The sequence below is a fragment of the Herbidospora sp. NBRC 101105 genome, assembly GCF_030269205.1.
Taxonomy (GTDB): domain Bacteria; phylum Actinomycetota; class Actinomycetes; order Streptosporangiales; family Streptosporangiaceae; genus Herbidospora; species Herbidospora solisilvae.
The window spans coordinates 44,089-63,309 of the sequence record NZ_BSSX01000008.1 but is presented as its reverse complement, the minus strand read 5'-3'; the positions used below and the strand labels follow the sequence as shown (position 1 = coordinate 63,309).

20 protein-coding genes and 2 pseudogenes are annotated in these 19,221 nt (G+C 70.5%); 19 read left to right on the top strand and 3 right to left on the bottom strand.

Annotation, left to right across the window (positions count from 1 at the left end):
• The first annotated feature begins 54 nt into the window (after positions 1-54).
• From rimM to QSK34_RS29925, 12 genes and pseudogenes are all read left to right on the top strand, one after another.
• Positions 55-567 carry a ribosome maturation factor RimM gene (gene rimM / locus QSK34_RS29980; protein WP_285588963.1) on the top strand — a complete coding sequence of 171 codons (513 nt, stop codon included), beginning with the start codon at positions 55-57 and terminating at the stop codon, positions 565-567.
• Position 568: 1 nt separating this feature from the next.
• Positions 569-1,339 (top strand): tRNA (guanosine(37)-N1)-methyltransferase TrmD, encoded by a 771-nt coding sequence (gene trmD / locus QSK34_RS29975; RefSeq protein WP_285588961.1) that lies wholly within the window; start codon positions 569-571, stop codon positions 1,337-1,339.
• A gap of 116 nt (positions 1,340-1,455) precedes the next feature.
• Positions 1,456-1,818 carry a 50S ribosomal protein L19 gene (gene rplS / locus QSK34_RS29970; protein ID WP_030455665.1) on the top strand — a complete coding sequence of 121 codons (363 nt, stop codon included), beginning with the start codon at positions 1,456-1,458 and terminating at the stop codon, positions 1,816-1,818.
• A 165-nt stretch (positions 1,819-1,983) separates the two neighbouring features.
• Positions 1,984-2,787 (top strand): signal peptidase I, encoded by an 804-nt coding sequence (gene lepB, locus QSK34_RS29965; protein WP_285588959.1) that lies wholly within the window; start codon positions 1,984-1,986, stop codon positions 2,785-2,787.
• A gap of 11 nt (positions 2,788-2,798) precedes the next feature.
• Positions 2,799-3,416, top strand: coding sequence for a signal peptidase I (lepB, locus tag QSK34_RS29960; RefSeq protein ID WP_161481268.1), 618 nt, complete (start codon positions 2,799-2,801; stop codon positions 3,414-3,416).
• 22 nt (positions 3,417-3,438) lie between these two features.
• A complete protein-coding gene (locus QSK34_RS29955) occupies positions 3,439-4,146 on the top strand; it encodes a ribonuclease HII (RefSeq protein WP_161481267.1) in 708 nt (235 codons plus the stop codon).
• Positions 4,143-4,466, top strand: coding sequence for a DUF2469 domain-containing protein (locus QSK34_RS29950; RefSeq protein WP_030455669.1), 324 nt, complete (start codon positions 4,143-4,145; stop codon positions 4,464-4,466). The genes QSK34_RS29955 and QSK34_RS29950 overlap by 4 nt, the downstream gene beginning before the upstream one ends.
• Before the next feature lie 131 nt (positions 4,467-4,597).
• Positions 4,598-4,954 carry a YraN family protein gene (locus QSK34_RS29945; protein WP_285588952.1) on the top strand — a complete coding sequence of 119 codons (357 nt, stop codon included), beginning with the start codon at positions 4,598-4,600 and terminating at the stop codon, positions 4,952-4,954.
• 762 nt (positions 4,955-5,716) lie between these two features.
• On the top strand, positions 5,717-7,252 hold the full coding sequence (locus tag QSK34_RS29940; protein ID WP_285588950.1) for a YifB family Mg chelatase-like AAA ATPase: 1,536 nt from the start codon (positions 5,717-5,719) through the stop codon (positions 7,250-7,252).
• A complete protein-coding gene (gene dprA / locus QSK34_RS29935; RefSeq protein ID WP_285588948.1) occupies positions 7,249-8,358 on the top strand; it encodes a DNA-processing protein DprA in 1,110 nt (369 codons plus the stop codon). Before QSK34_RS29940 ends, dprA begins: the two co-directional genes overlap by 4 nt.
• Positions 8,359-8,364: 6 nt before the next feature.
• A pseudogene (locus QSK34_RS29930) lies at positions 8,365-8,625 on the top strand (site-specific integrase); the annotation flags it as partial.
• A gap of 705 nt (positions 8,626-9,330) precedes the next feature.
• Positions 9,331-9,831 (top strand): annotated as a pseudogene (locus tag QSK34_RS29925) (tyrosine-type recombinase/integrase); the annotation flags it as partial.
• Between the two features lie 24 nt (positions 9,832-9,855).
• On the opposite strand, the gene QSK34_RS29920 reads toward QSK34_RS29925, so the two are convergent.
• Positions 9,856-10,296, bottom strand: a complete 441-nt coding sequence (locus tag QSK34_RS29920; RefSeq protein ID WP_285588946.1) for a M23 family metallopeptidase — start codon at positions 10,294-10,296, stop codon at positions 9,856-9,858.
• A 383-nt stretch (positions 10,297-10,679) separates the two neighbouring features.
• On the opposite strand from QSK34_RS29920, the gene QSK34_RS29915 reads away from it, so the two are divergent.
• Entirely contained in the window at positions 10,680-11,945 is a 1,266-nt protein-coding gene (locus QSK34_RS29915; RefSeq protein WP_285588944.1) for a CoA transferase, read from the top strand.
• Here the strand turns inward: QSK34_RS29915 and QSK34_RS29910 are convergent.
• Positions 11,878-13,158, bottom strand: a complete 1,281-nt coding sequence (locus QSK34_RS29910) for an MFS transporter (RefSeq protein ID WP_285588942.1) — start codon at positions 13,156-13,158, stop codon at positions 11,878-11,880. The genes QSK34_RS29915 and QSK34_RS29910 overlap by 68 nt on opposite strands.
• 72 nt (positions 13,159-13,230) lie before the next feature.
• Between QSK34_RS29910 and QSK34_RS29905 the strand changes: the two genes are divergently transcribed.
• The 6 genes from QSK34_RS29905 (at position 13,231) to QSK34_RS29880 (ending at position 18,170) form a co-directional block, all read left to right on the top strand.
• On the top strand, positions 13,231-13,818 hold the full coding sequence (locus QSK34_RS29905; RefSeq protein WP_285588940.1) for a helix-turn-helix domain-containing protein: 588 nt from the start codon (positions 13,231-13,233) through the stop codon (positions 13,816-13,818).
• 204 nt (positions 13,819-14,022) lie between these two features.
• The gene (gene rpsB / locus QSK34_RS29900) at positions 14,023-14,928 is read left to right on the top strand and encodes a 30S ribosomal protein S2 (RefSeq protein ID WP_285589778.1); all 906 of its coding nucleotides are present in this window, start codon (positions 14,023-14,025) and stop codon (positions 14,926-14,928) included.
• A gap of 85 nt (positions 14,929-15,013) precedes the next feature.
• A complete protein-coding gene (tsf, locus tag QSK34_RS29895) occupies positions 15,014-15,847 on the top strand; it encodes a translation elongation factor Ts (RefSeq protein WP_030455679.1) in 834 nt (277 codons plus the stop codon).
• 33 nt (positions 15,848-15,880) lie between these two features.
• Positions 15,881-16,696, top strand: a complete 816-nt coding sequence (gene pyrH, locus QSK34_RS29890; RefSeq protein WP_202610317.1) for a UMP kinase — start codon at positions 15,881-15,883, stop codon at positions 16,694-16,696.
• A gap of 10 nt (positions 16,697-16,706) precedes the next feature.
• Complete coding sequence (gene frr, locus QSK34_RS29885) at positions 16,707-17,264, top strand: ribosome recycling factor (protein ID WP_030455681.1); 558 nt, start codon at positions 16,707-16,709, stop codon at positions 17,262-17,264.
• A gap of 72 nt (positions 17,265-17,336) precedes the next feature.
• On the top strand, positions 17,337-18,170 hold the full coding sequence (locus QSK34_RS29880; RefSeq protein WP_285588935.1) for a phosphatidate cytidylyltransferase: 834 nt from the start codon (positions 17,337-17,339) through the stop codon (positions 18,168-18,170).
• Here the strand turns inward: QSK34_RS29880 and QSK34_RS29875 are convergent.
• Entirely contained in the window at positions 18,167-19,201 is a 1,035-nt protein-coding gene (locus QSK34_RS29875; RefSeq protein WP_285588933.1) for a suppressor of fused domain protein, read from the bottom strand. The two genes, QSK34_RS29880 and QSK34_RS29875, sit on opposite strands and share 4 nt — an antisense overlap.
• Positions 19,202-19,221: the final 20 nt, after the last annotated feature.

Genomic DNA, 19,221 nt, shown 5'->3' with positions numbered 1-19,221 from the left:
CATCCCGGGGGACCTCACGGTCTCCCGGGATCGTCGTTTCTGGAGAACTTCCTTATGCAGCTCGTCGTCGGCCGGATCGGCCGCCCCCACGGCGTCCGCGGTGAGGTGACCGTCGAGGTCCGCACCGACGAGCCGGGGGAGCGGTTCGCGCCCGGCGCGCGGCTGGCCACCGACCCGGCCTCCCGGGGGCCGCTCACGGTCCGCCACGCCCGCTGGCACAAGGGCATCCTGTTGCTGTCGCTCGACGGGGTCGACGGGCGGGAGGCCGCCGAGGCCCTGCGCGACACGATGCTCGTCATCGACTCGGCCGAGATCCCGCCCTCCGACGACCCCGACGAGTTCCACGACCACCAGCTCATCGGGCTGGCCGTGGTGAACCCCGAGGGGGAGCGGCTCGGCGAGGTGAGCGACGTGCTGCACCACGGGCAGGACCTGCTGGTGGTCAAGCGGCCCGGCCGCGACGACGCCTACGTCCCGTTCGTGAAGGCGCTGGTGCCCGACGTCGACCTCGCGGCCGGGCGGCTGGTCGTCTCCGCGCCTCCGGGCCTGTTCGACCTCGACGCCTGACATGCGCATCGACGTCATCTCGATCTTCCCCGAGTACTTCGCGCCCCTCGACGTCTCGCTGATGGGCAAGGCGCGGGCCAAGGGCATCCTCGACGTGCGCCTCCACCAGTTGCGGGAATGGGCGCACGACGTCCACAAGACCGTCGACGACACCCCCTACGGGGGCGGGCCCGGCATGGTCATGAAGCCCGAGATCTGGGGCGCGGCCATCGACGACGTGGTCGCGAGCGGCGAGGGCCTGCCCCGGATGATCGTGCCCACCCCGAGCGGGCGGCCGTTCACCCAGGCCGTGGCGCTCGAATATGCCGCCGAGCCGTGGTTGTTGTTCGCGCCGGCCCGCTACGAGGGCATCGACAGCCGGGTCATGATCGAGTACGGCTCCCGCCTGCGGCTCGACGAGGTCTCCATCGGCGACTACGTGCTGGCGGGGGGCGAGGCGGCCGTGCTGGTCATGGTCGAGGCCGTCGCCCGGCTGCTGCCCGGGGTGCTCGGCAACGCCGTGTCGGCTGTCGACGACTCGTTCGCGCCCGGGGCCATGGAGAACCTGCTCGAAGGCCCGGTGTTCACCAAACCGCCCGTGTGGCGCGGCCACGAGGTGCCGGAAGTGTTGCTCTCGGGGCACCACGGCAAGATCGCCCGCTGGCGCCGGGACGAGGCGCTGCGCCGCACCCTCCGCAAACGCCCGGAACTGCTGGAGCGCGGGGAGTTGTCGAAGGCCGATCTCAAGGCGATCGAGTCGTTTCGCGCCGATGGCGATCCTGTGGCAGACTGAAGCGCTGAATGCCTGCCGTTCGCAGGTTAGTCGTGCCCGCGTCCTTCTCGACGCCCCGCCTCACAGGGGACGGACGGACCTCCGGGTGCTCTCTCAACTGATGAGGAACCTCAGTCATGCACACGCAGATCCAGGAGCTCGAGAAGGCTGCCCTCCGCAGCGACATCCCGGCGTTCCGCCCCGGTGACACGCTGGAAGTGCACGTCCGCGTCGTCGAAGGCAACCGCTCCCGAATCCAGGTCTTCAAGGGCTTCGTGCTGCGCCGCCAGAACGGTGGCCTCCGTGAGACGTTCACCGTTCGCAAGATCAGCTACGGCGTCGGCGTCGAGCGGACCTTCCCGGTGCACAGCCCGGTCATCGAGAAGATCACGCTGGTGACCCGTGGCGACGTCCGCCGCGCCAAGCTCTACTACATGCGTGACCTGCGCGGCAAGGCCGCCCGCATCCGCGAGCGCCGCGACGCCCTGCCCGCGAAGTAAAGCGGCATTTCCCTGCAAGCCCGTGCCTGACCGGCACGGGCTTTCGCAGTTTTGCGCCCGGAAGCCGAGTCGGCGACGTCGCGTACTGTGACCATGATTTAGGCTCGTCTAGGCACGCGCGGGCGCGCCGCATCTCTTGACTTCCCAGACCAGGACGGGGTGGACGTGGTCGCCGAAGACACCCATCAGAACGCCAAGCCCGGCAAAGACAAAAAGGGCGGCTCGTTCTGGCGTGAACTGCCCGTGCTGATCGTGGTCGCGCTGGTGCTCGCCCTGCTCATCAAGTCGTTCGTGGTCCAGGCGTTCTACATCCCGTCGGAGTCGATGGAGAACACGCTCCTGAAGAACGACCGGGTCCTGGTCAACAAGCTCGTCTACCGGGTGCGCGACATCGAGCGCGGCGACATCGTCGTCTTCTCCGGCGTCGACTCCTGGGCCGGCGAGGTCCAGTTCGACCCGCCCGCCAACCCGGTCGCCGGGTTCTTCCGCTGGGTCGGCACCGCGTTCGGCGTGGTCCCCGGCGAGAAGGACTACATCAAGCGGGTCATCGGCGTCCCCGGCGACAAGGTCAAGTGCTGTGACGAGGGCCAGGGTGGGCGCATCACCGTCAACGGGGTGCCCCTCGACGAAGAGAGTTACCTCTACCCCGGTGACGTTCCGTCACTGGGCAACTTCGAGATCGAGGTTCCCCCCGGCCGCCTGTGGGTCATGGGCGACCACCGCTCCGTCTCGCTCGACTCGCGCGCCCACGGCGGCGACCCGGGCGGCGGCGCCATCCCGATCGACCAGGTCATCGGCCGCGCGTTCGTGAAGGTCTGGCCGTTCGACCGGGCCGGGATCCTGCCGATCCCCGAGACGTTCAGCCAGAAGGGCCTGGCCGCCGCGGCGGGCGCGGCCCCGCTGCTGCTGGGCTTCGCGGGGGCCTTCCCGCTCCTGGCCCTTAGGCGCCGCATACGCGTCAAGCGGTAGTCTTCGCTCCCGTGGCCGTCGCAGAAGAAGAGACCAACGCCTCCGGCAAGCCCGAGGAATCCGGCAAGCCGGAGAAAAAGAAGAAGTCAGCCCTCCGGGAGACGATCACCTTCACGATCGGCGGCATCGTCGTCGCCCTCCTGGTCCACTTCTTCGTCATGCGGTCGTTCTGGATCCCGTCGGAGTCGATGGAGAACACCCTCCTGGTCAACGACCGGGTCGTGGTCCTCCAGTTCGGCTCCATCGACCGCGGCGACATCGTGGTCTTCAAGGGCTGGGACGGCGAGGACACGATCAAGCGGGTCATCGGCAAGGGCGGCGACACCGTGAAGTGCTGCGACGCCCAGCGCCGCATCACGGTCAACGGCACCCCGATCGAGGAAGAGGGCAAGTACCTCTACCCCGGCGACTACGCCGGCCGCACCTTCGAGGTGAAGGTGCCCGCGGGACGCCTGTGGCTCATGGGAGACCACCGGTCCAACTCGATGGACTCGCGGTCCTACATCGACGACGAGTTCAAGGGAACGATCTCCGAAGACGACGTCATCGGCTTCGCCTTCGCCCGTTATTGGCCGCTTGACCGGCTCACATTCATATCGCGGCCGGACACCTTCTCCAACGTCCGGTGATGGGGCGTACGCTGCTTCTGTCATGACAGTCGCTTACCGTCCGCGCCCGAGCGTGGTCCGCCGTGACTCCGGCCTCTACGGCTACGAGCGCGCCCTGGCCCGCCGGGGCCTCAAGCCCGTCGCCGGCGTCGACGAAGCGGGCCGCGGCGCCTGCGCCGGCCCGCTGGTGGTCGCCGCGGTGGTGCTCGGACGTGAGCTCGACGGCCTCAACGACTCCAAACTGCTGACCGAGGCCCGCCGCGAGGAGCACTACGCCAGGATCATGGCGACCGCGAAGGCCGTCAGCGTCGTCGTCATCCCGCCCGCCGAGATCGACCAGCGCGGCCTCCACAAGTGCAACGTGGCGGGAATGCGCCGCGCGGTCGCCGGGTTGGGTCTCACACCCGGATACATCCTGACCGACGGATTCCCGGTCCCCGGCCTCCCGGCGCCCTCACTCGCCGTCTGGAAGGGCGACCAGGTGGCCGCCTGCATAGCGGCCGCGTCCATCGTCGCGAAGGTGACCCGGGACCGCATGATGACAACCCTGCACGAATCATTCCCCCAATACGGTTTCGCCGGGCACAAGGGTTATGTGACCAGAGACCACAGAGCCGCCCTCGCGCACCACGGGCCAAGCCAGCACCATCGGTTCTCGTTCGTGACAGTGGCTCGGACGATGCCGGGTATGAGGATGCGGGAGAATGAACCAGGGGCCGAAACGGGGTTGGGAACAGGAGGGCCGGAATGAGCGCGGAGGATCTCGAGAAGTACGAGACCGAGATGGAGCTGCAGCTCTACCGCGAGTACCGCGATGTGGTCGGTCTGTTCACGTACGTCGTCGAAACCGAACGTCGGTTCTACCTGACGAACTCGGTCGACATGGAGGTGCGCACCGCCGAGAACGGCGAAGTCTTCTTCGACGTGAAGATGCAGGACGCATGGGTGTGGGACATGTATCGACCGGCGAGATTCGTGAAGAACGTACGCGTGGTGACGTTCAAGGACGTGAACGTCGAAGAGCTCGCCAAGCCTGACCTGGAGATGCCGAAGGAGGGCTTCTCGAGCTGAGGCTCATGCTTCCCGGGGCCGGGTCCGCTTCCTGCGGGCCCGGCCCCTTCGCTTTTCCACAGGGTGGTGGTTGTCCACAGGCGGTCGGGCGGGGCGGTCGAGGCCGGGTCGGGCCTGCCACCGTTGGCCGCATGGGAGCGGCGAAGGACGAGCTCGGGCGGGCCGGCGAACAGCTGGCCGCCGGTTATCTGGTGGGCGAGGGGATGGAGATCCTCGCCCGGAACTGGCGGTGCCGGGAGGGCGAGATCGACATCGTCGCCCGGGACGGGGCGGTGCTGGTGGTGGTGGAGGTGCGAACACGGTCTTCCTCGGCCTACGGGTCGGCGTTCGCCTCGGTGACGGAGGCGAAGCTGGCGCGGTTGCGGCGGCTGGGGGCGCGGTGGCTGGCGGGGCAGGGCGAGCGGTTCACGTCGGTGCGGATCGACGTGGTGGCGTTGGACGGGTTCGCGGGGACCTTCTCGATCCGGCACGAGAAGGGGGTGTTCTGATGACGCGGGGTGAGGGGTGCCAGGTGGCGGGCGATGCTGCCGGTGGCCGTGATCGGCTCGCGGTCGTCGCCCTCCTTGGGGGCCGGGGACCGTAGCCGCAGAGAACCGCGATGGGGCAGGCCGTGTGGGGCGTCATGCAAGGCGCGTCGGTGCGGATCGACGTGGTGGTGATGGACGGGCCCGTAAGCCTTCTCGATTCGCCACGAGAAGGCGTGGTCACGGGTGATGCCCCACATACCCGTGATCGGCCGCGAAGTCGTCGCCCCTCAGGCGCGACCGGGGGCCTCTGCCGTGGAGTCCTGCGATCGGACGGGCCATGTAACGAGCGTTGTGGAAGGCGCGCAGGTCCAGCGGTTCGCGTCGGTGCGGATCGACGTGGTGGCGGTGGACGGGTTCGCGGGGACCTTCTCGATCCGGCACGAGAAGAGGGCGTTCTGATGACGCGGGGTGAGGGGTGACAGGTCGTGGGCGATGCTGCCGGTGGCCGTGATCGGCTCGCGGTCGTCGCCCTCCTTGGGGGTCGGGGACCGTAGCCGCAGAGAACCGCAATGGGATGGGCCGTTGCGGGGCGGTATGCAAGGCGTGTCGGCGCGGATCGACGTGGTGGTGATGGACGGATGGGACGCGGGCGTCGTAGGAAGCCGTCACGGCGGCGGCTGCCGGGTTTCGGTTCTTGCCGAGGATCTTCCCTGTGTTCTGACGGGGCTGTTCTTTTGGTTGATCGTGGGGGTCGCCTTCGGTGGAAGGCGTGAGGGGTGTTCGATGCCTGTTGCACGTACGCGGTCCGCCGCGCTGGTCGGGGTGGCCGGGCATACCGTCGAGGTCGAGGCCGACGTCGGACGGGGGCTGGTCGGGACCCACTTCATCGGGTTGCTCGACACGGCGATCAGTGAGGCCAGGGACCGGGTCAGGTCGGCCCTGCTGAACAGCAGGTTCGACTGGCCCGACGCCCGCGTGACCGTCTCGCTCTCCCCGGCCTCGCTGCCCAAGAAGGGCTCGTCCTTCGACCTGGCCATCGCCATGGCCGTGCTGGGCGCGGCGGGGATGGTGCCGCCCGAGCGGATCGCCGAGCCGTTCTTCCTCGGCGAGCTGGGCCTCGACGGGCGGGTGCGGCCGGTCCGCGGGGTCCTGCCGGCCGCGCTCGCGGCGGTCGCCGCCGGGGCGCGCACGATGGTCGTTCCGGCGGCCAACGCCGCTGAGGCGGCCCTCGTGCCGGAGCTGGCGGTGCTGCCCGTGGCGTCGCTGGGGGAGCTGGTGGCGATCCTGCGGGAGGGTGAGGCGCGGGCGCGGGCGCCCTACTTCGATCCGATGGAGCTCGCCGTCCCGGCCGAGGAGAAGACGCTCGACCTGGCCGACGTCGCAGGGCAGGCCCAGGGCCGTTGTGCTCTGGAGATCTGCGCGGCCGGGGGTCACAACCTGTGGTTCCTGGGCCCGCCCGGGACCGGCAAGACCATGCTGGCCGAGCGGCTGACCACGATCATCCCGCCGCTCGACCGTGAACAGGCCCTCGAGGTCACCGCGATCCACTCCATCGCCGGCGCCCTCCCCACCGGCCGTCCCCTGCTGGCCCGGCCGCCGTTCGTCGCGCCCCACCACACCGCCTCGGCGGCGGCGGTGATCGGCGGCGGGACCGGCCAGATCCGGCCCGGAGCGGTGTCGCTGGCGCATCGCGGCATCCTGTTCCTCGACGAGGCGCCGGAGTTCCCGGCCAGGGTGCTCGACTCGCTGCGCCAGCCGGTCGAGTCGGGCCAGGTCACGGTCTCGCGGGCGAGCGGCTCGGTGACGTTCCCGGCCCGCTTCACGCTGGTGCTGGCCGCCAACCCCTGCCCGTGCGGGCTCAGCGGCGAAGCCGGGCGGTTCTGCACCTGCACCCCGGCCGTCCGGCGGCGCTATCTGTCCCGACTGTCGGGGCCGCTGCTCGACCGGGTCGACGTGAAGGTACGGCTCTCGCCGCCCACCCGGGCCGAACTCCTCGCCGACCGCGCGCTCACCGAATCCAGCGCCACCGTCGCCGAGCGGGTCGTGGAGGCCCGGGAACGGGCGGCCCGGCGCCTGTCCGGCACCCCGTGGCGGCTGAACGCCGAGGTCCCCTCGTCGCTGCTGCACGGCGGCTGGCGCCTCGACCACAACGTCCTGGCCCCGCTGCACCGGGCCGTCGACCTGGGCACCCTCAGCGCCCGCGGGGTCGACCGCGTGCTCCGGGTGGCCTGGACGATCGCCGACATCAGCCGGCGTCCCCGGCCGGCGGCCGACGAGATCTCACTGGCACTCACGATGTGGATGGGAGAGGAACTGTGACCGGTGACCGGGCCGCACGCGCGGCCTTGACCCGGATCGCCGAGACCGGCGACGAGACCATGGGCCGCCAGATCGCCGCACACGGCGCGGAGGCCGTGTTGGCCGGGATCCGCGCCGGGACCCTGGAGGGCGTCGACGAACGCAAGGCGACGGCCTGGCGGATGAGGGCCCTCGCCGCCGGCGACCCCGACGACGACCTGGCGCGGTTCCGCTTCGTCGTCCCCGGAGACCCCGACTGGCCGGAGCAACTCGACGACCTGCGCGACGCCCGTCCGACCGGCCTCTGGGTCGACGGCAAAGGCGATCTACGCCGGGCCGGCGCCCGCTCGGTCGCACTGGTCGGGTCACGGACGGCCAGCGCCTACGGGGTCAACGTGGCCTCCGAACTGGCCTGCCGTCTGTCCGACCGGGGCTACTCGGTGATCTCCGGGGGTGCGTACGGCATCGACGCCGCCGCCCACCGAGGCTGCCTGGCCGGTCCGTCGCCGACGGTCGCGATCCTGGCCTGTGGGGTGGACGTCCCCTATCCGGCCGCCCACCAGGACCTGTTCGCCGCCATCCGCGAGGAAGGCCTGGTGATCAGCGAATCGCCGCCGGGGGTGAACCCGACGCGGTTACGCTTCCTCGTCCGCAACCGGGTCATCGCGGCGCTGTCGCGCGGGACGGTGGTCGTGCAGGCCGCCCCGCGTTCGGGCGCGCTGAACACCGCCCATCACGCCTTCCAGCTGAACCGGCAGCTGATGGCCATACCGGGCCCGGTGACCAGCGACGTGTCGGTCGGCTGCAACAACCTGATCCGTCTCGGAAAAGCCGTGTGCGTGACGTCGGCCGACGAGATCCTGGAACAGGTCGGCCAGGCCGGAGACGACATCGCGCCCATCCCCCGAGGCGCGGTCACCCGTCGTGACCTGCTCAGCCTGGAGTCCAAGCGCGTCCTCGACGCGATGCCGGGCGGGACGGCCGTAATCGGCCCGGCAGAGGTGGCGCTCAAGGCCGGTCTGCCCCTGCCGGTGGCACTGGGCTGCCTGGGCAATTTGGAGGCCGGCGGCTACCTGAAGCGGGAGGGGAACGGCTGGCGGCTGACCGCCAGAGGAAGGGGAAGATAGACGGATATGTCGGGAGATCTTGAGGACGCGATCCAGGCCTTCGAACGCCACCTCCGGGTCGAACGCGGCCTGGCCGCCAACACCGTGCGGGCCTACATGGGCGACATGTCGTCCCTGGCGGACCACCTCATCGACGTGGGCGTCGACCGGGTCGAACTGATCGACGTGCGGGTCCTGCGCGACTGGCTGGGCGAGCAACACGAGACGGGCAAGTCCCGCGCGACCTTGGCCCGCCGCACCGCCTGCGCCCGCTCCTTCACGGCCTTCTGCCACCGCGCGGGCTGGCTGACGGCCGACCCGGGCCTCCTCCTCGGCACGGCCAAGGCCAGACGCACCCTGCCGAAGGTCCTCGACCAGGCCGAAGCGATCCGGATGCTGGATCCGGGGCTCGGCGCAGCCCAGGCGGCCGCTGGATCTGACGGCCCTCCCGCCGCCGGTGACGATCTCGGTTTCCGGCCGACTTCCCATGCTTCAGAGGGTGAGAGGCCAATTTCCAGCAGCGGGTGGACCGCTTCCCACGGTTCTTCTGATCATGGTGGGCCGGTCTCTGGGAGTGGGTGGCCCGCTTCCCAGGGTTCTTTTGGCCATGCTGGGCCGGTTTCCGGCAGTGGGGGGACCGCTTCCCACGGTTCTTCTGGCCATGCTGGGCCGGTCTCTGGGAGTGGGTGGCCCGCTTCCCAGGGTTCTTTTGGCCATGCTGGGCCGGTTTCCGGCAGTGTGGGCACCGCTTCCCACGACGCTTCTGGCCGTGGAGGGCCGGTCTCGGGCAGCGGGTGGCCCGCTTCCCAGGGTTCTTTTGGCCGTGGAGGGGCGGTCTCCGGCAGCGGGGGGACCGCTTCTCACGGTTCTTCTCGCGATGGGGGGCTGGTCTCCGGCAGTGGGGGGACCGCTTCCCACGACCCTTCTCGTCATGCGAGGCCGGTCTCGGGCAGCGATTCGGCGCCGGCCCACGACGACCCCCTCGTCGTGGCGAAGGAGCTGCGGGATCAGGCCCTCCTGGAGGTGCTCTACGCCACCGGAATCCGGGTCGGCGAACTGTGCGGACTCGACGTGGACGACGTCGACCGGGAGCGGCGCACCATCCGCGTCCTCGGCAAAGGCGGCAGGGAGCGGGTCGTGCCGCTGGGCATGCCCGCGCTCGACGCGGTGGACGCCTGGTGCGTACGCGGGAGGCCGGCCGTCGTCGGCGGGCGCTCGGGGGCGGCGCTGTTCCTCGGCGTCAGGGGCGGTCGCATCGACCAGACCGCCGTGCGGCGAGTGGTGCACGCCCGGCTGGGCGCGGCGGGAGTGCCCGACATGGGACCCCACGGGCTGCGCCACACGGCGGCCACCCATCTCCTGGAAGGCGGCGCCGATCTCCGCAGTGTGCAGGAGCTGCTCGGCCACGCCTCTCTGGGCACCACCCAGATCTACACGCACGTCTCGATCGAGCGCCTCAGGGCCGCCTACCAGCAGGCCCACCCCCGGGCTTGATTCCTGGGCACTCGCCGCGACACGTCAGCTCGGCAGCAGCCTGACCTGGCCCAGGCCCAGCAGGAGCAGCGGATCCAGATAGAGGTCCCCGCTCACCAGCCCCCAGTGCAGGCACGTCGCCGGACAGTGCCCGTCAGGCCCGCCCACCGTGCCCAGCACCTCGCCCGTCCGCACCCGCTGCCCCTCGGTCACGGTCGCGTCGACCGGCAGGTACGTCGTCCGCAGCCCGTCGGCATGCGTCACCGTCACCACGCCGCGCCCGGCCACCTCGCGGGCCACCGTCACCACCCCCTCGCCGGCCGCCAGCACCTCCTGTCCCGCCACCGCGGGCAGGTCGACCCCGCGATGGCCGGACAACCAGCGTTCCGGCGGGGGAGTGAAGAGGCGGACGGGCCGGGGTTCGCCCGCCAAGGGCCACCCCCACTGGGCCGCGATCACGAGCGCCAAGGAAGCTGGGAACAACATGGACCACAGCTTGGCGAAATCGTCGCGCTCGGCGACTCCCCGGCGACCGTCTGTGGAAAACCCGTCCCACCTATTGCCGGAGGTGAGGAGTCGCGAGCTTCCGTGCGGTCCCTTGGCCCGCCATCAGATGAGAGACCACATGGGGATGCGATGACCGGCCACGTCATCCTGTGGAAACCCGTCGTGCGTATGCCCAGAGGTGAGGAGTCGCGAGCTTCCGCGCGGCCCCTTGGCCCGCCATCAGATGAGAGACGACATGGGATGCGATGACCGGCCACGTCATCCTGTGGAAACCCGTCGCGCGTATGCCCGGAGATGAGGAGTCGCGAGCTTCCGCGCGGCCCCTTGGCCCGCCATCAGATGAGAGACCACATGGGGGTGCGATGACCGGCGACGTCATCAGGGAGCTGGGGCGGCTCGCCGGGGTGGACCTCGGCCATGTCACGGTCACCGGCCGGGAGCCGGTCATGCCCTCGCCGTTCCGCATCGGGACCGCCGCCGCGTCCGCCATCGGGGCGGCGACGGCGGCCCTCGCTGCGCTGACCGGGGAGCACGGGCGGGTGGAGGTCGACATGAGGCACGCCGCCGTAGCCTTCCGCAGTGAGCGGCACTTCCGGATCGGCGACGAGGCGATCCCGCTGTGGGCGCCGCTCAGCGGTGACTACGCCTGCGCCGACGGCCGGGTCAGGATCCACGCCAACTTCGATCACCATCGGGACGCGGCGCTGGTCGCTCTCGGCCTGCCCCTGGACGCCACCAGGGAGGAGGTGGAGAGGGCGTGCACGACACGTACAGGCCTGGAGATCGAGGAGACGGTCACCCGGGCTGGGGGATGCGCGGCCGCGATGCGGAGCGGGCGCGAATGGGCGGGGCACCCGCACGGGCGGGTGGTGGCCGGGCGGCCCCTGCTCACGCTCGACCGGCTTCCGGGGCCGCCGCCGGGGGAGACGGGGATGCGGGTGGTCGACCTGACCCGGGTGATCGCGGGGCCGGTCGCGAGCCGGTTCCTCGCCTCGCGCGGGGCCGAGGTCATGCACGTCTGCGGGAGCCGGATCCCCGAGGTGCCGGGGCTGGTGCTGGAGACGGCCGCCGGGAAACGGTCGTGCCTGGTCGATCTGCCCGCTGACGCCGAGCGGCTCAGGGAACTCGTCAGGGGGGCCGACGTCGTCGTCCGGGGCTATCGCCCGGGTGCGCTCGACCGGCTCGGGTTCGGGACGGCCGATCTCTTCCGGCTGCGGCCCGGTCTCGTCGTGGTGGACGTCTCCGCCTACGGGCCGGGGCCGTGGCTGGGGCGGCGCGGGTTCGACAGCCTCGTGCAGATGGCCACGGGGATCGTGGCCGAAGCGGGTCCGCTGCCGTGTCAGGCGCTCGACCACGCCACCGGCTATCTGGCCGCCTTCGCGGCGGCCGCGGGGCTGCTCCGCCGACGGCGGGAGGGCGGGTCGTGGCACGCGACGCTCTCGCTCGCCGCCACCGCCCACTGGCTGGGCGCCCTGGGCCGCACTCCGCCCGGCGGCGAACCCGAGGTGGACGACCTGCTGGAGACGCGCGACGGCTACACCTTCGTCAGGCCACCCGGTCTCATCGCCGGGCGTGCTCCAGCGTGGTCGCCTCCGCCGCGTCCCGGGGAGCACGAACCCGTCTGGTGACCTGGCCCACCAGCGGCGACAACCACAGGCACGGGATCGTCAGCAGCGCCCCCGCGAAACACGCCCACATCGCCGGCCGCAGGCCCAGGAGTTCTCCCGCCACCCCGCCGAGCAGGGCGCCGATCCCCAGCGCGCCCTGCGTCAGGAAGTTGATCGAGGCGTTCACCCGGCCGATCAGCTCGGGAGCCGTCTCCTGCAACGACATCGCCCCGGAGCACACGCTGAAGCAGACCACGGCCACGCCCACCACGGCCTCGGCCGCGCCGATCAGCAGCACGCACCACCACACCGGGCCGCTGACGGCCGCCATGACCAGGAACCCGAGCGGGAAGAACAACACGGCCGCGAGCAGCACCGCCGGGCCTCCGTGACGCCGCGACAACCTGGGGGCCACGAACGCCCCCACGAGCCCGCCGGCCCCGAAGCCCATCATCATGATCCCGACGAGCCCGCCCGGCAGCCCGAGGACCTGGACGGCGTACAGGACGTAGACGGCGAGCTGGGCGGCGGCGAACAGGTTGACCGTCATCCCGCACAGGGCCAACGCCCGCAGGACCGGGTGGCGGGCCAGCGCGGACATGCCCTCGGCGATCTCGCGCCGCAGCGACCGCCTCGGGGAGGCCGGGCGGGCCGGCTCCTCGGCGCGGATGGAGCGCAGGAGCAGGGCCGAGGTCACGAACGTCACGGCGTTCACCACGAGGGCCAGCGGCGCCGACAACACGCTCACCAGCACGCCCGCCAGGCCCGGGCCGCCGAGCTGGGCGATGGAGAAGACCGACTGCATGCCGGCGATCGCCTCGGTCCGCTGGGGCTCGGCGACGACGCTGGTCAGGTGGGGCATGGTGAAGTTCCGGAAGGTCACCGTGCAGGCGCCGACCACCAGGGCCACGCCGATCAGCCAATGGACGGTCAGCAGGCCGAGCAGCCAGGCGACGGGGATCGTCGCGACGGCCGTACCGGAGATCAGTTCACACAGCACCAGGACCGGGCGGCGGCGCCGGACGCGGTCGGCCCAGACCCCGACGGGGAGGCCGACGAAGAGGAACGGCAGAGAGGCGGCGGCGGTGAGCACGCCCATCTCCAGCGGCGAGGCGGCGAGCAGGGTGACGGCGGTGAGCGGGACGGCCAGGCGGGACACCTCGCTGCCGGCTTCGGTGACGGCCCGGGCGGACCAGAGGAGGCGGTAGTCGCGCTGACGGCGAAGGGGGATCATAATTGTGAAAGTACTCTTTCAGAGTTATGAAGGCAATGCTTCACATCTGCCGACGCCCTACCGTGGAGCCCCATGAACAGCCATCGGATGGTCACCGACGACGTCGGGCTGCTGCGCGCCATGGCCCACCCGGCGAGGCTGGCCATCCTCGGCCGGCTCCAGGAGGAGGGCCCGGCGACGGCCACCGAGTGCGCCGAGGTCGCCGGGTTGTCCCCGAGCGCGTGCAGCTACCACCTGCGCACCCTCGCCAAGCACGGCCTCATCGAGGAGGCCCCGGCGCGGGGCGACGGCCGCGAGCGCGTGTGGCGGGCGCTCCAGAAGGGCTGGGGCATGAAGGACCCCGAGAGCGGCGAGCTCACCGCCGAACTCCTTGCCGCCCAGAGCGCCGTCATCCAGACCGTCCTCGACGAGGCGTCCCGGCGCCTGTCGGAGTACCTGGCCCAGTCGTCGCGGGAGTCGGCCGACTGGCGTCAGGCCACCCGGCTCGCCCACATGGTCCTCTACATGGACCCCGACGAGATCCGCGCGCTGGCCGGGCGCGTCGACGAGCTCGTCGCCCCCTACCGCATCACCGACCGCGACCCGGGGACCGCCCCCAACGGCGCGCGCGTCACCGAGTTCCAGCTGCGGATCTTCCCCCGGGCCCCGAAGAGGTCCTGAGGGCCCGCCCGGGCGCGCGGGCAGGTCAAGTCGTCCACCGGTTCCGGGTAGACTGTCCGGTGGTCTCCGTTGGTGAGGCCGAATTCGCACGCCCGTTCACGAAACGTCCTCTCGGTCCGCCGGTAAGGCGGCTGGAACGGTTCGGGGCGTCAGGGCGCGGGCCGCCGGCCCGTGCGTATAACCGAGATCGTGGAGGACCATTTCATGGCCACCCCCGTCGTCACCATGCGACAGCTCCTGGAGAGCGGCGTTCACTTCGGCCACCAGACCCGCCGGTGGAACCCGAAGATGAAGCGCTTCATCTTCACCGAGCGCAACGGCATCTACATCATCGACCTCCAGAAGTCGCTGTCCTACATCGACAGGGCCTACGACTTCGTCAAGGAGACGGTCGCCCACGGCGGCACGATCATGTTCATCGGCACCAAGAAGCAGGCGCAGGAGTCGATCGCCGAGCAGGCGGCGCGCGTGGGCATGCCCTACGTGAACCAGCGCTGGCTCGGCGGCATGCTGACCAACTTCTCGACCGTCCACAAGAGGCTCCAGCGCCTGAAGGAGCTCGAGGAGCTCGACTTCGAGAACGTCGCCGCCTCCGGCCTCACGAAGAAGGAGCTGCTGCTCCGCCGTCGTGAGAAGGAGAAGCTCGAGCGCACCCTCGGCGGCATCCGGGACATGTCCCGCGTCCCGAGCGCGGTCTGGGTCGTGGACACCAAGAAGGAGCACATCGGGATCTCCGAGGCCAAGAAGCTCGGCATCCCGGTCGTCGCGATCCTCGACACCAACTGCGACCCCGACGAGGTCGACTACCCGATCCCGGGCAACGACGACGCCATCCGCGCCGTCAGCCTGCTGACCCGGGTGATCGCCGACGCGGTCGCCGACGGTCTCATGACCCGCGCCGGCGCCTCGCGCGGCGGCGACGACAAGCCGGCCGGTGTGGCCGCGGCCGAGCCGCTGGCCGAGTGGGAGCGCGAGCTGCTCGAGGGCACCCCCGCCGCCGAGGCCCCGGCTGAGACCCCGGCCGAGGCCGCTGCCGAGGCGCCCGCCGCCGAGGCCCCCGCCGCCGAGTCGCCGGAGGCCCCGGCCGACGGTGACGAGTCGAAGGCGTAGTCCTTCCCCAAAGCTCTTCCGGGTGGGCGTGTCGGCACGATGACACGTCCACCCGCTCCACGACGAAACCCATGAGGAAATGACAATGGCTTCCGTGAACATGGCCGACGTCAAGCGGCTTCGCGAGCTGACGGCCGCCGGCATGATGGACTGCAAGAAGGCGCTGGAGGAGTCCGAGGGCGACTTCGACCGCGCGGTCGAGCTCCTGCGTCTCAAGGGCGCCAAGGACGTCGGCAAGCGCGAGGCCCGCACCGCCTCCAACGGCCTGGTCGCCCTCAAGCAGGACGGCGACTCGTCCGCCGCCCTCCTTGAGCTCAACTGTGAGACCGACTTCGTCGCCAAGGGCGAGCGCTTCCAGGAAGTCGCCGCCCAGGTCGTCGCCCACATCCTCGCGACCAAGCCGGCCGACGTGGCCGAGCTGCTCGAGTCCAAGCTCGACGGCAAGACCGTCAAGGAGCTGCTCGACGAGACCAACGCGGCGCTCGGCGAGAAGATCGAGATCCGTCGCTTCTCGGTGCTGGAGGGCGGCTACATCGGCGCCTACATGCACAAGACCGACCCGCAGCTGCCGCCGGCCGTGGGCGTCCTGGTCCAGCTCGACTCGGCCAACGCCGAGGTCGCCAAGGACATCGCGCAGCACGCCGCCGCGATGGCGCCGAAGTACCTCGACGCCGACGCCGTGCCCGCCGAGGTCATCGAGAAGGAGCGCGCGCTCTTCGAGGAGATGACCCGCGAGGAGGGCAAGCCCGAGGCCGCGATCGCCAAGATCGTCGAGGGTCGCGTCAACGGCTGGTACAAGGACTTCACGCTGCTCCAGCAGGCGTTCGTGAAGGACAACAAGAAGTCGATCAAGAAGTACGCGGACGAGGCCGGCGTCAAGGTCCTGGCCTTCACCCGCTTCAAGGTCGGCCAGGCATAGTCTGGGGCTGTCACCCGAGGTCGTCCCGTAATCATGCGGGACGACCTGTTCAGCCCGAAATCCACTGAGGAGGCCGCCGCCGTGCAGGAGAACACCGAACCCGCCCCGGCGGCTTCGTCGTATGACGGGCCGCTGCGCTGGAAGCGGGTCATGCTGAAGCTTTCCGGCGAGGCGTTCGCCGGCGGGGATTCCCTCGGCATCGACCCGGTCGTCGTGGCCAAGATCGCCGACTCGATCGCGGAGGCGGTCCGTGACGGCGTCCAGGTCTCGGTGGTCGTCGGCGGCGGCAACATGTTCCGGGGCGCCGCGTTGTCCGAGCGCGGCATGGACCGGGCCCGCGCCGACTACATGGGCATGCTGGGCACCGTCATCAACTGTCTCGCGCTGCAGGACTTCCTGGAGAAGCGCGGCGTGGAAACGCGCGTGCAGACCGCCATCACGATGCAGCAGGTCGCCGAGCCGTTCCTGCCCCGCCGGGCGATCCGCCACCTGGAGAAGGGCCGCGTGGTCATCTTCGGGGCCGGGCTGGGCTCGCCCTTCTTCTCCACCGACACCTGCGCCGCCCAGCGCGCGCTGGAGATCGGCGCGGAGGCCCTGCTCAAGGGCACCCAGGTCGACGGCGTCTACGACGCCGACCCCCGGAAGAACCCCGACGCGGTCCGGTTCGACCGGCTCGAATACGGCGAGGTCCTCACGCGTGACCTCGCGGTGATGGACGCCACGGCCATCAGCCTGTGCAAGGACAACGGCCTGCCCATCGTGGTGTTCGAGCTGATGGGCGAAGGCAACATCCTGCGGGCGGTCCGCGGAGAGAAGATCGGCACGCTGGTGAGTCCGGCAGGGAAATAGGGAGCCAACAGTGATCGAGGAAACCCTCTTCGAGGCCGAAGAGAAGATGGACAAGGCGGTGACCGTCGCGAAGGAGGACTTCGCGGCCATCCGCACCGGCCGGGTCACCCCCGCGATGTTCAACAAGATCAATGTTGACTACTACGGGTCGCTGACCCCGGTCCAGCAGCTCGCCTCCTTCCACGTCCCCGAGGCGCGCATGGTGCTGGTGCAGCCCTACGACAAGGGCTCGATGAGCGCCATCGAGAAGGCGATCCGCGACAGCGACCTGGGCGTCAACCCCGGCAACGACGGCAACGTCATCCGCGTGGTGTTCCCCGAGCTCTCGGGTGAGCGCCGCAAGGAATACATCAAGATCGCCCGGACCAAGGCAGAGAACAGCCGCGTGTCCATCCGGAACATCCGGCGGCACGCCAAGGAAGTGCTCGACAAGCTCGTCAAGGACAGCGAGGCGGGCGAAGACGAGGTCCACCGCGCGGTGAAGGAGCTCGACGACCTGACCCAGAAGCACGTCGCCAAGATCGACGAGCTGCTCAAGCACAAGGAAGCCGAGCTGCTCGAAGTCTGACGAGCACCATCGCGATCCTTGCCCCGATGACGCAAGGGGCAAGGATCGCGCGCATGTAGGGAGTAGGACATCTTGGACGGAACGGTGTCACCCCCGGCGGGCGGGAGCCGTACCGGCCGGAACCTGCCGGCGGCGATCGCGTCCGCGCTCGGGCTGGCGGCGGTGATCCTCGGATCGCTCTACCTGTACAAGCCCGCGTTCCTCGTGGTCGTCATCGCCGCCGTCGGCGTGGGGATGCACGAGCTGGTGAAGGGGCTGGCCACCCGCGACATCCACGTGCCGCTGGTCCCCGTGCTCGCGGGCATGGCGGCGATGGTGTCCGGTGCCTACTACTTCGGGCCGGGGGTGTTCCTCGGCATCTTCGCGATCACCGTCATGGGCGTGCTGGGGTGGCGGCTGTTCCAGGGGTCCGACGGGTTCGTCCGCGACGCCACGGCGACGGTCTTCATGGCGGTCTACCCGGCGCTGTTCGCCGGGTTCGTGGGCCTGCTGCTGGCGCCGCCCGACGGCGCCAACCGGGCGCTCATCTTCGTGGCCGTGACGGCCTCCTCCGACATCGGCGGGTACGCCGCCGGGGTCCTCTTCGGCCGCCACAAGATGTCGATCATCAGCCCGAAGAAGACCTGGGAGGGCTTCGCCGGTTCGGCCATCGCCTGCGTCGCGGTCGGCGGCTGGCTGGTCGCCTGGTTGCTGAAGGGCCAGATCTGGCAGGGCGCGCTGCTCGGCGCCGTGGTCGTGGTCTGCGCCACGGTGGGCGACCTGATCGAGTCGGTCATCAAGCGTGACCTCGGCGTCAAGGACATGGGCTCGGTGCTGCCGGGCCACGGCGGCATGATGGACCGCATCGACTCCCTGCTGTTCACGCTGGTGCCCTGCTGGCTGCTGCTGGCGGCCTTCGTCCGCTAGATGCGGTGGACGGCGCTCAGCCGCGCCGCGATGACGTCGTGGCCGCGTTCGGCGGCGACCTTGAGCTCGCCGTCGGTCACCGGGACCAGCCAGAGCCACCGCACCACGTCTCCGGCGACCTGGAACCCCGAAAGGTCGGGCAGGCCGTGCGGTGCCGCCAGCATCATCACACCTTCGTAGCCGCCGGGTATGGGGAAGGTGCCGGGCTGGTGATACCAGCGGGCCGTGTGGCCGTCGCCGAGCCAGGTGACCGAGCGCCACGGATACTGGCCGAGCCAGAGGAACAACCGGGCCGCCGACCGGGGGTCGCCCCGGGTGGCGACGGCGAGTTCGACGCGGGTCGGGGTGTCGTAGAGCTCCGCTGACGGCATGCGCTGGCAGCTCATCCCGACCGTCGACAGGACCGTGAAGTCGCGGCCGTAGGCGGGCGGGCGCTCGGTGACCCCGAGGGCGGGCAACCGGCCGCCGCTCGCGTCCCAGAACCGGCCCGGAGGGCCCAGCCGCCCGTCGAGGTGGCCCATGACGAACTGCTGGAACGACGCCCACGACGCCTCGCCGGCCCGCCACTGCCAGTAGGCCTCGGCCTTGGCGACCCGGGGGCTCAGGCCTTCGAGCGCCTCCGACAACGCCCAGGCGAACGGCCACTCGCCGACCGCGTCGCGCGCGTAGCCGGGCATGCCACGTTCCAGATCGGCCCAGCCGGGGATCACGGCCAGCAGGCCCTCGTCGTCGTAGAGGGCGACGCCGTCACCCTCCTCGAACCACAACACGCGCAGCCGGGCCGCGTCGAGGTGGGCGGTGCCGAAAGGGCGGCGGGTGCCCGCTCTGGGCATGACCGGGGGCCGGCCGGTGTTGAGACGGGCGAGGTCGAGTGACATCGGGGCCGTCACGTGGTTGCCCAGCCAGACGGCTCCGCGGACGGATCCGGCCGGGTCGCGCAGGTAAGCTACCGAGGACACCTGATCGCGCTCGACGGTAAGGACGCGGCTCCCGTAGGGATTGGTGCTGGTGAGCACGATGGTGCTGTCCACGCCTCACCTCCCAGATCAGG

What these genes read in the sequence shown, in the direction of transcription:
- rimM (WP_285588963.1), top strand. Translation starts at nt 55, where the DNA reads ATGCAGCTCGTCGTCGGCCGGATCGGCCGCCCCCACGGCGTCCGCGGT.
- trmD (WP_285588961.1), top strand. Translation starts at nt 569, where the DNA reads ATGCGCATCGACGTCATCTCGATCTTCCCCGAGTACTTCGCGCCCCTC.
- rplS (WP_030455665.1), top strand. Translation starts at nt 1,456, where the DNA reads ATGCACACGCAGATCCAGGAGCTCGAGAAGGCTGCCCTCCGCAGCGAC.
- QSK34_RS29955 (WP_161481267.1), top strand. Translation starts at nt 3,439, where the DNA reads ATGACAGTCGCTTACCGTCCGCGCCCGAGCGTGGTCCGCCGTGACTCC.
- QSK34_RS29950 (WP_030455669.1), top strand. Translation starts at nt 4,143, where the DNA reads ATGAGCGCGGAGGATCTCGAGAAGTACGAGACCGAGATGGAGCTGCAG.
- QSK34_RS29945 (WP_285588952.1), top strand. Translation starts at nt 4,598, where the DNA reads ATGGGAGCGGCGAAGGACGAGCTCGGGCGGGCCGGCGAACAGCTGGCC.
- QSK34_RS29940 (WP_285588950.1), top strand. Translation starts at nt 5,717, where the DNA reads ATGCCTGTTGCACGTACGCGGTCCGCCGCGCTGGTCGGGGTGGCCGGG.
- QSK34_RS29920 (WP_285588946.1), bottom strand. Translation starts at nt 10,296, where the DNA reads ATGTTGTTCCCAGCTTCCTTGGCGCTCGTGATCGCGGCCCAGTGGGGG.
- QSK34_RS29915 (WP_285588944.1), top strand. Translation starts at nt 10,680, where the DNA reads ATGACCGGCGACGTCATCAGGGAGCTGGGGCGGCTCGCCGGGGTGGAC.
- QSK34_RS29910 (WP_285588942.1), bottom strand. Translation starts at nt 13,158, where the DNA reads ATGATCCCCCTTCGCCGTCAGCGCGACTACCGCCTCCTCTGGTCCGCC.
- QSK34_RS29905 (WP_285588940.1), top strand. Translation starts at nt 13,231, where the DNA reads ATGAACAGCCATCGGATGGTCACCGACGACGTCGGGCTGCTGCGCGCC.
- rpsB (WP_285589778.1), top strand. Translation starts at nt 14,023, where the DNA reads ATGGCCACCCCCGTCGTCACCATGCGACAGCTCCTGGAGAGCGGCGTT.
- tsf (WP_030455679.1), top strand. Translation starts at nt 15,014, where the DNA reads ATGGCTTCCGTGAACATGGCCGACGTCAAGCGGCTTCGCGAGCTGACG.
- pyrH (WP_202610317.1), top strand. Translation starts at nt 15,881, where the DNA reads ATGCGGGACGACCTGTTCAGCCCGAAATCCACTGAGGAGGCCGCCGCC.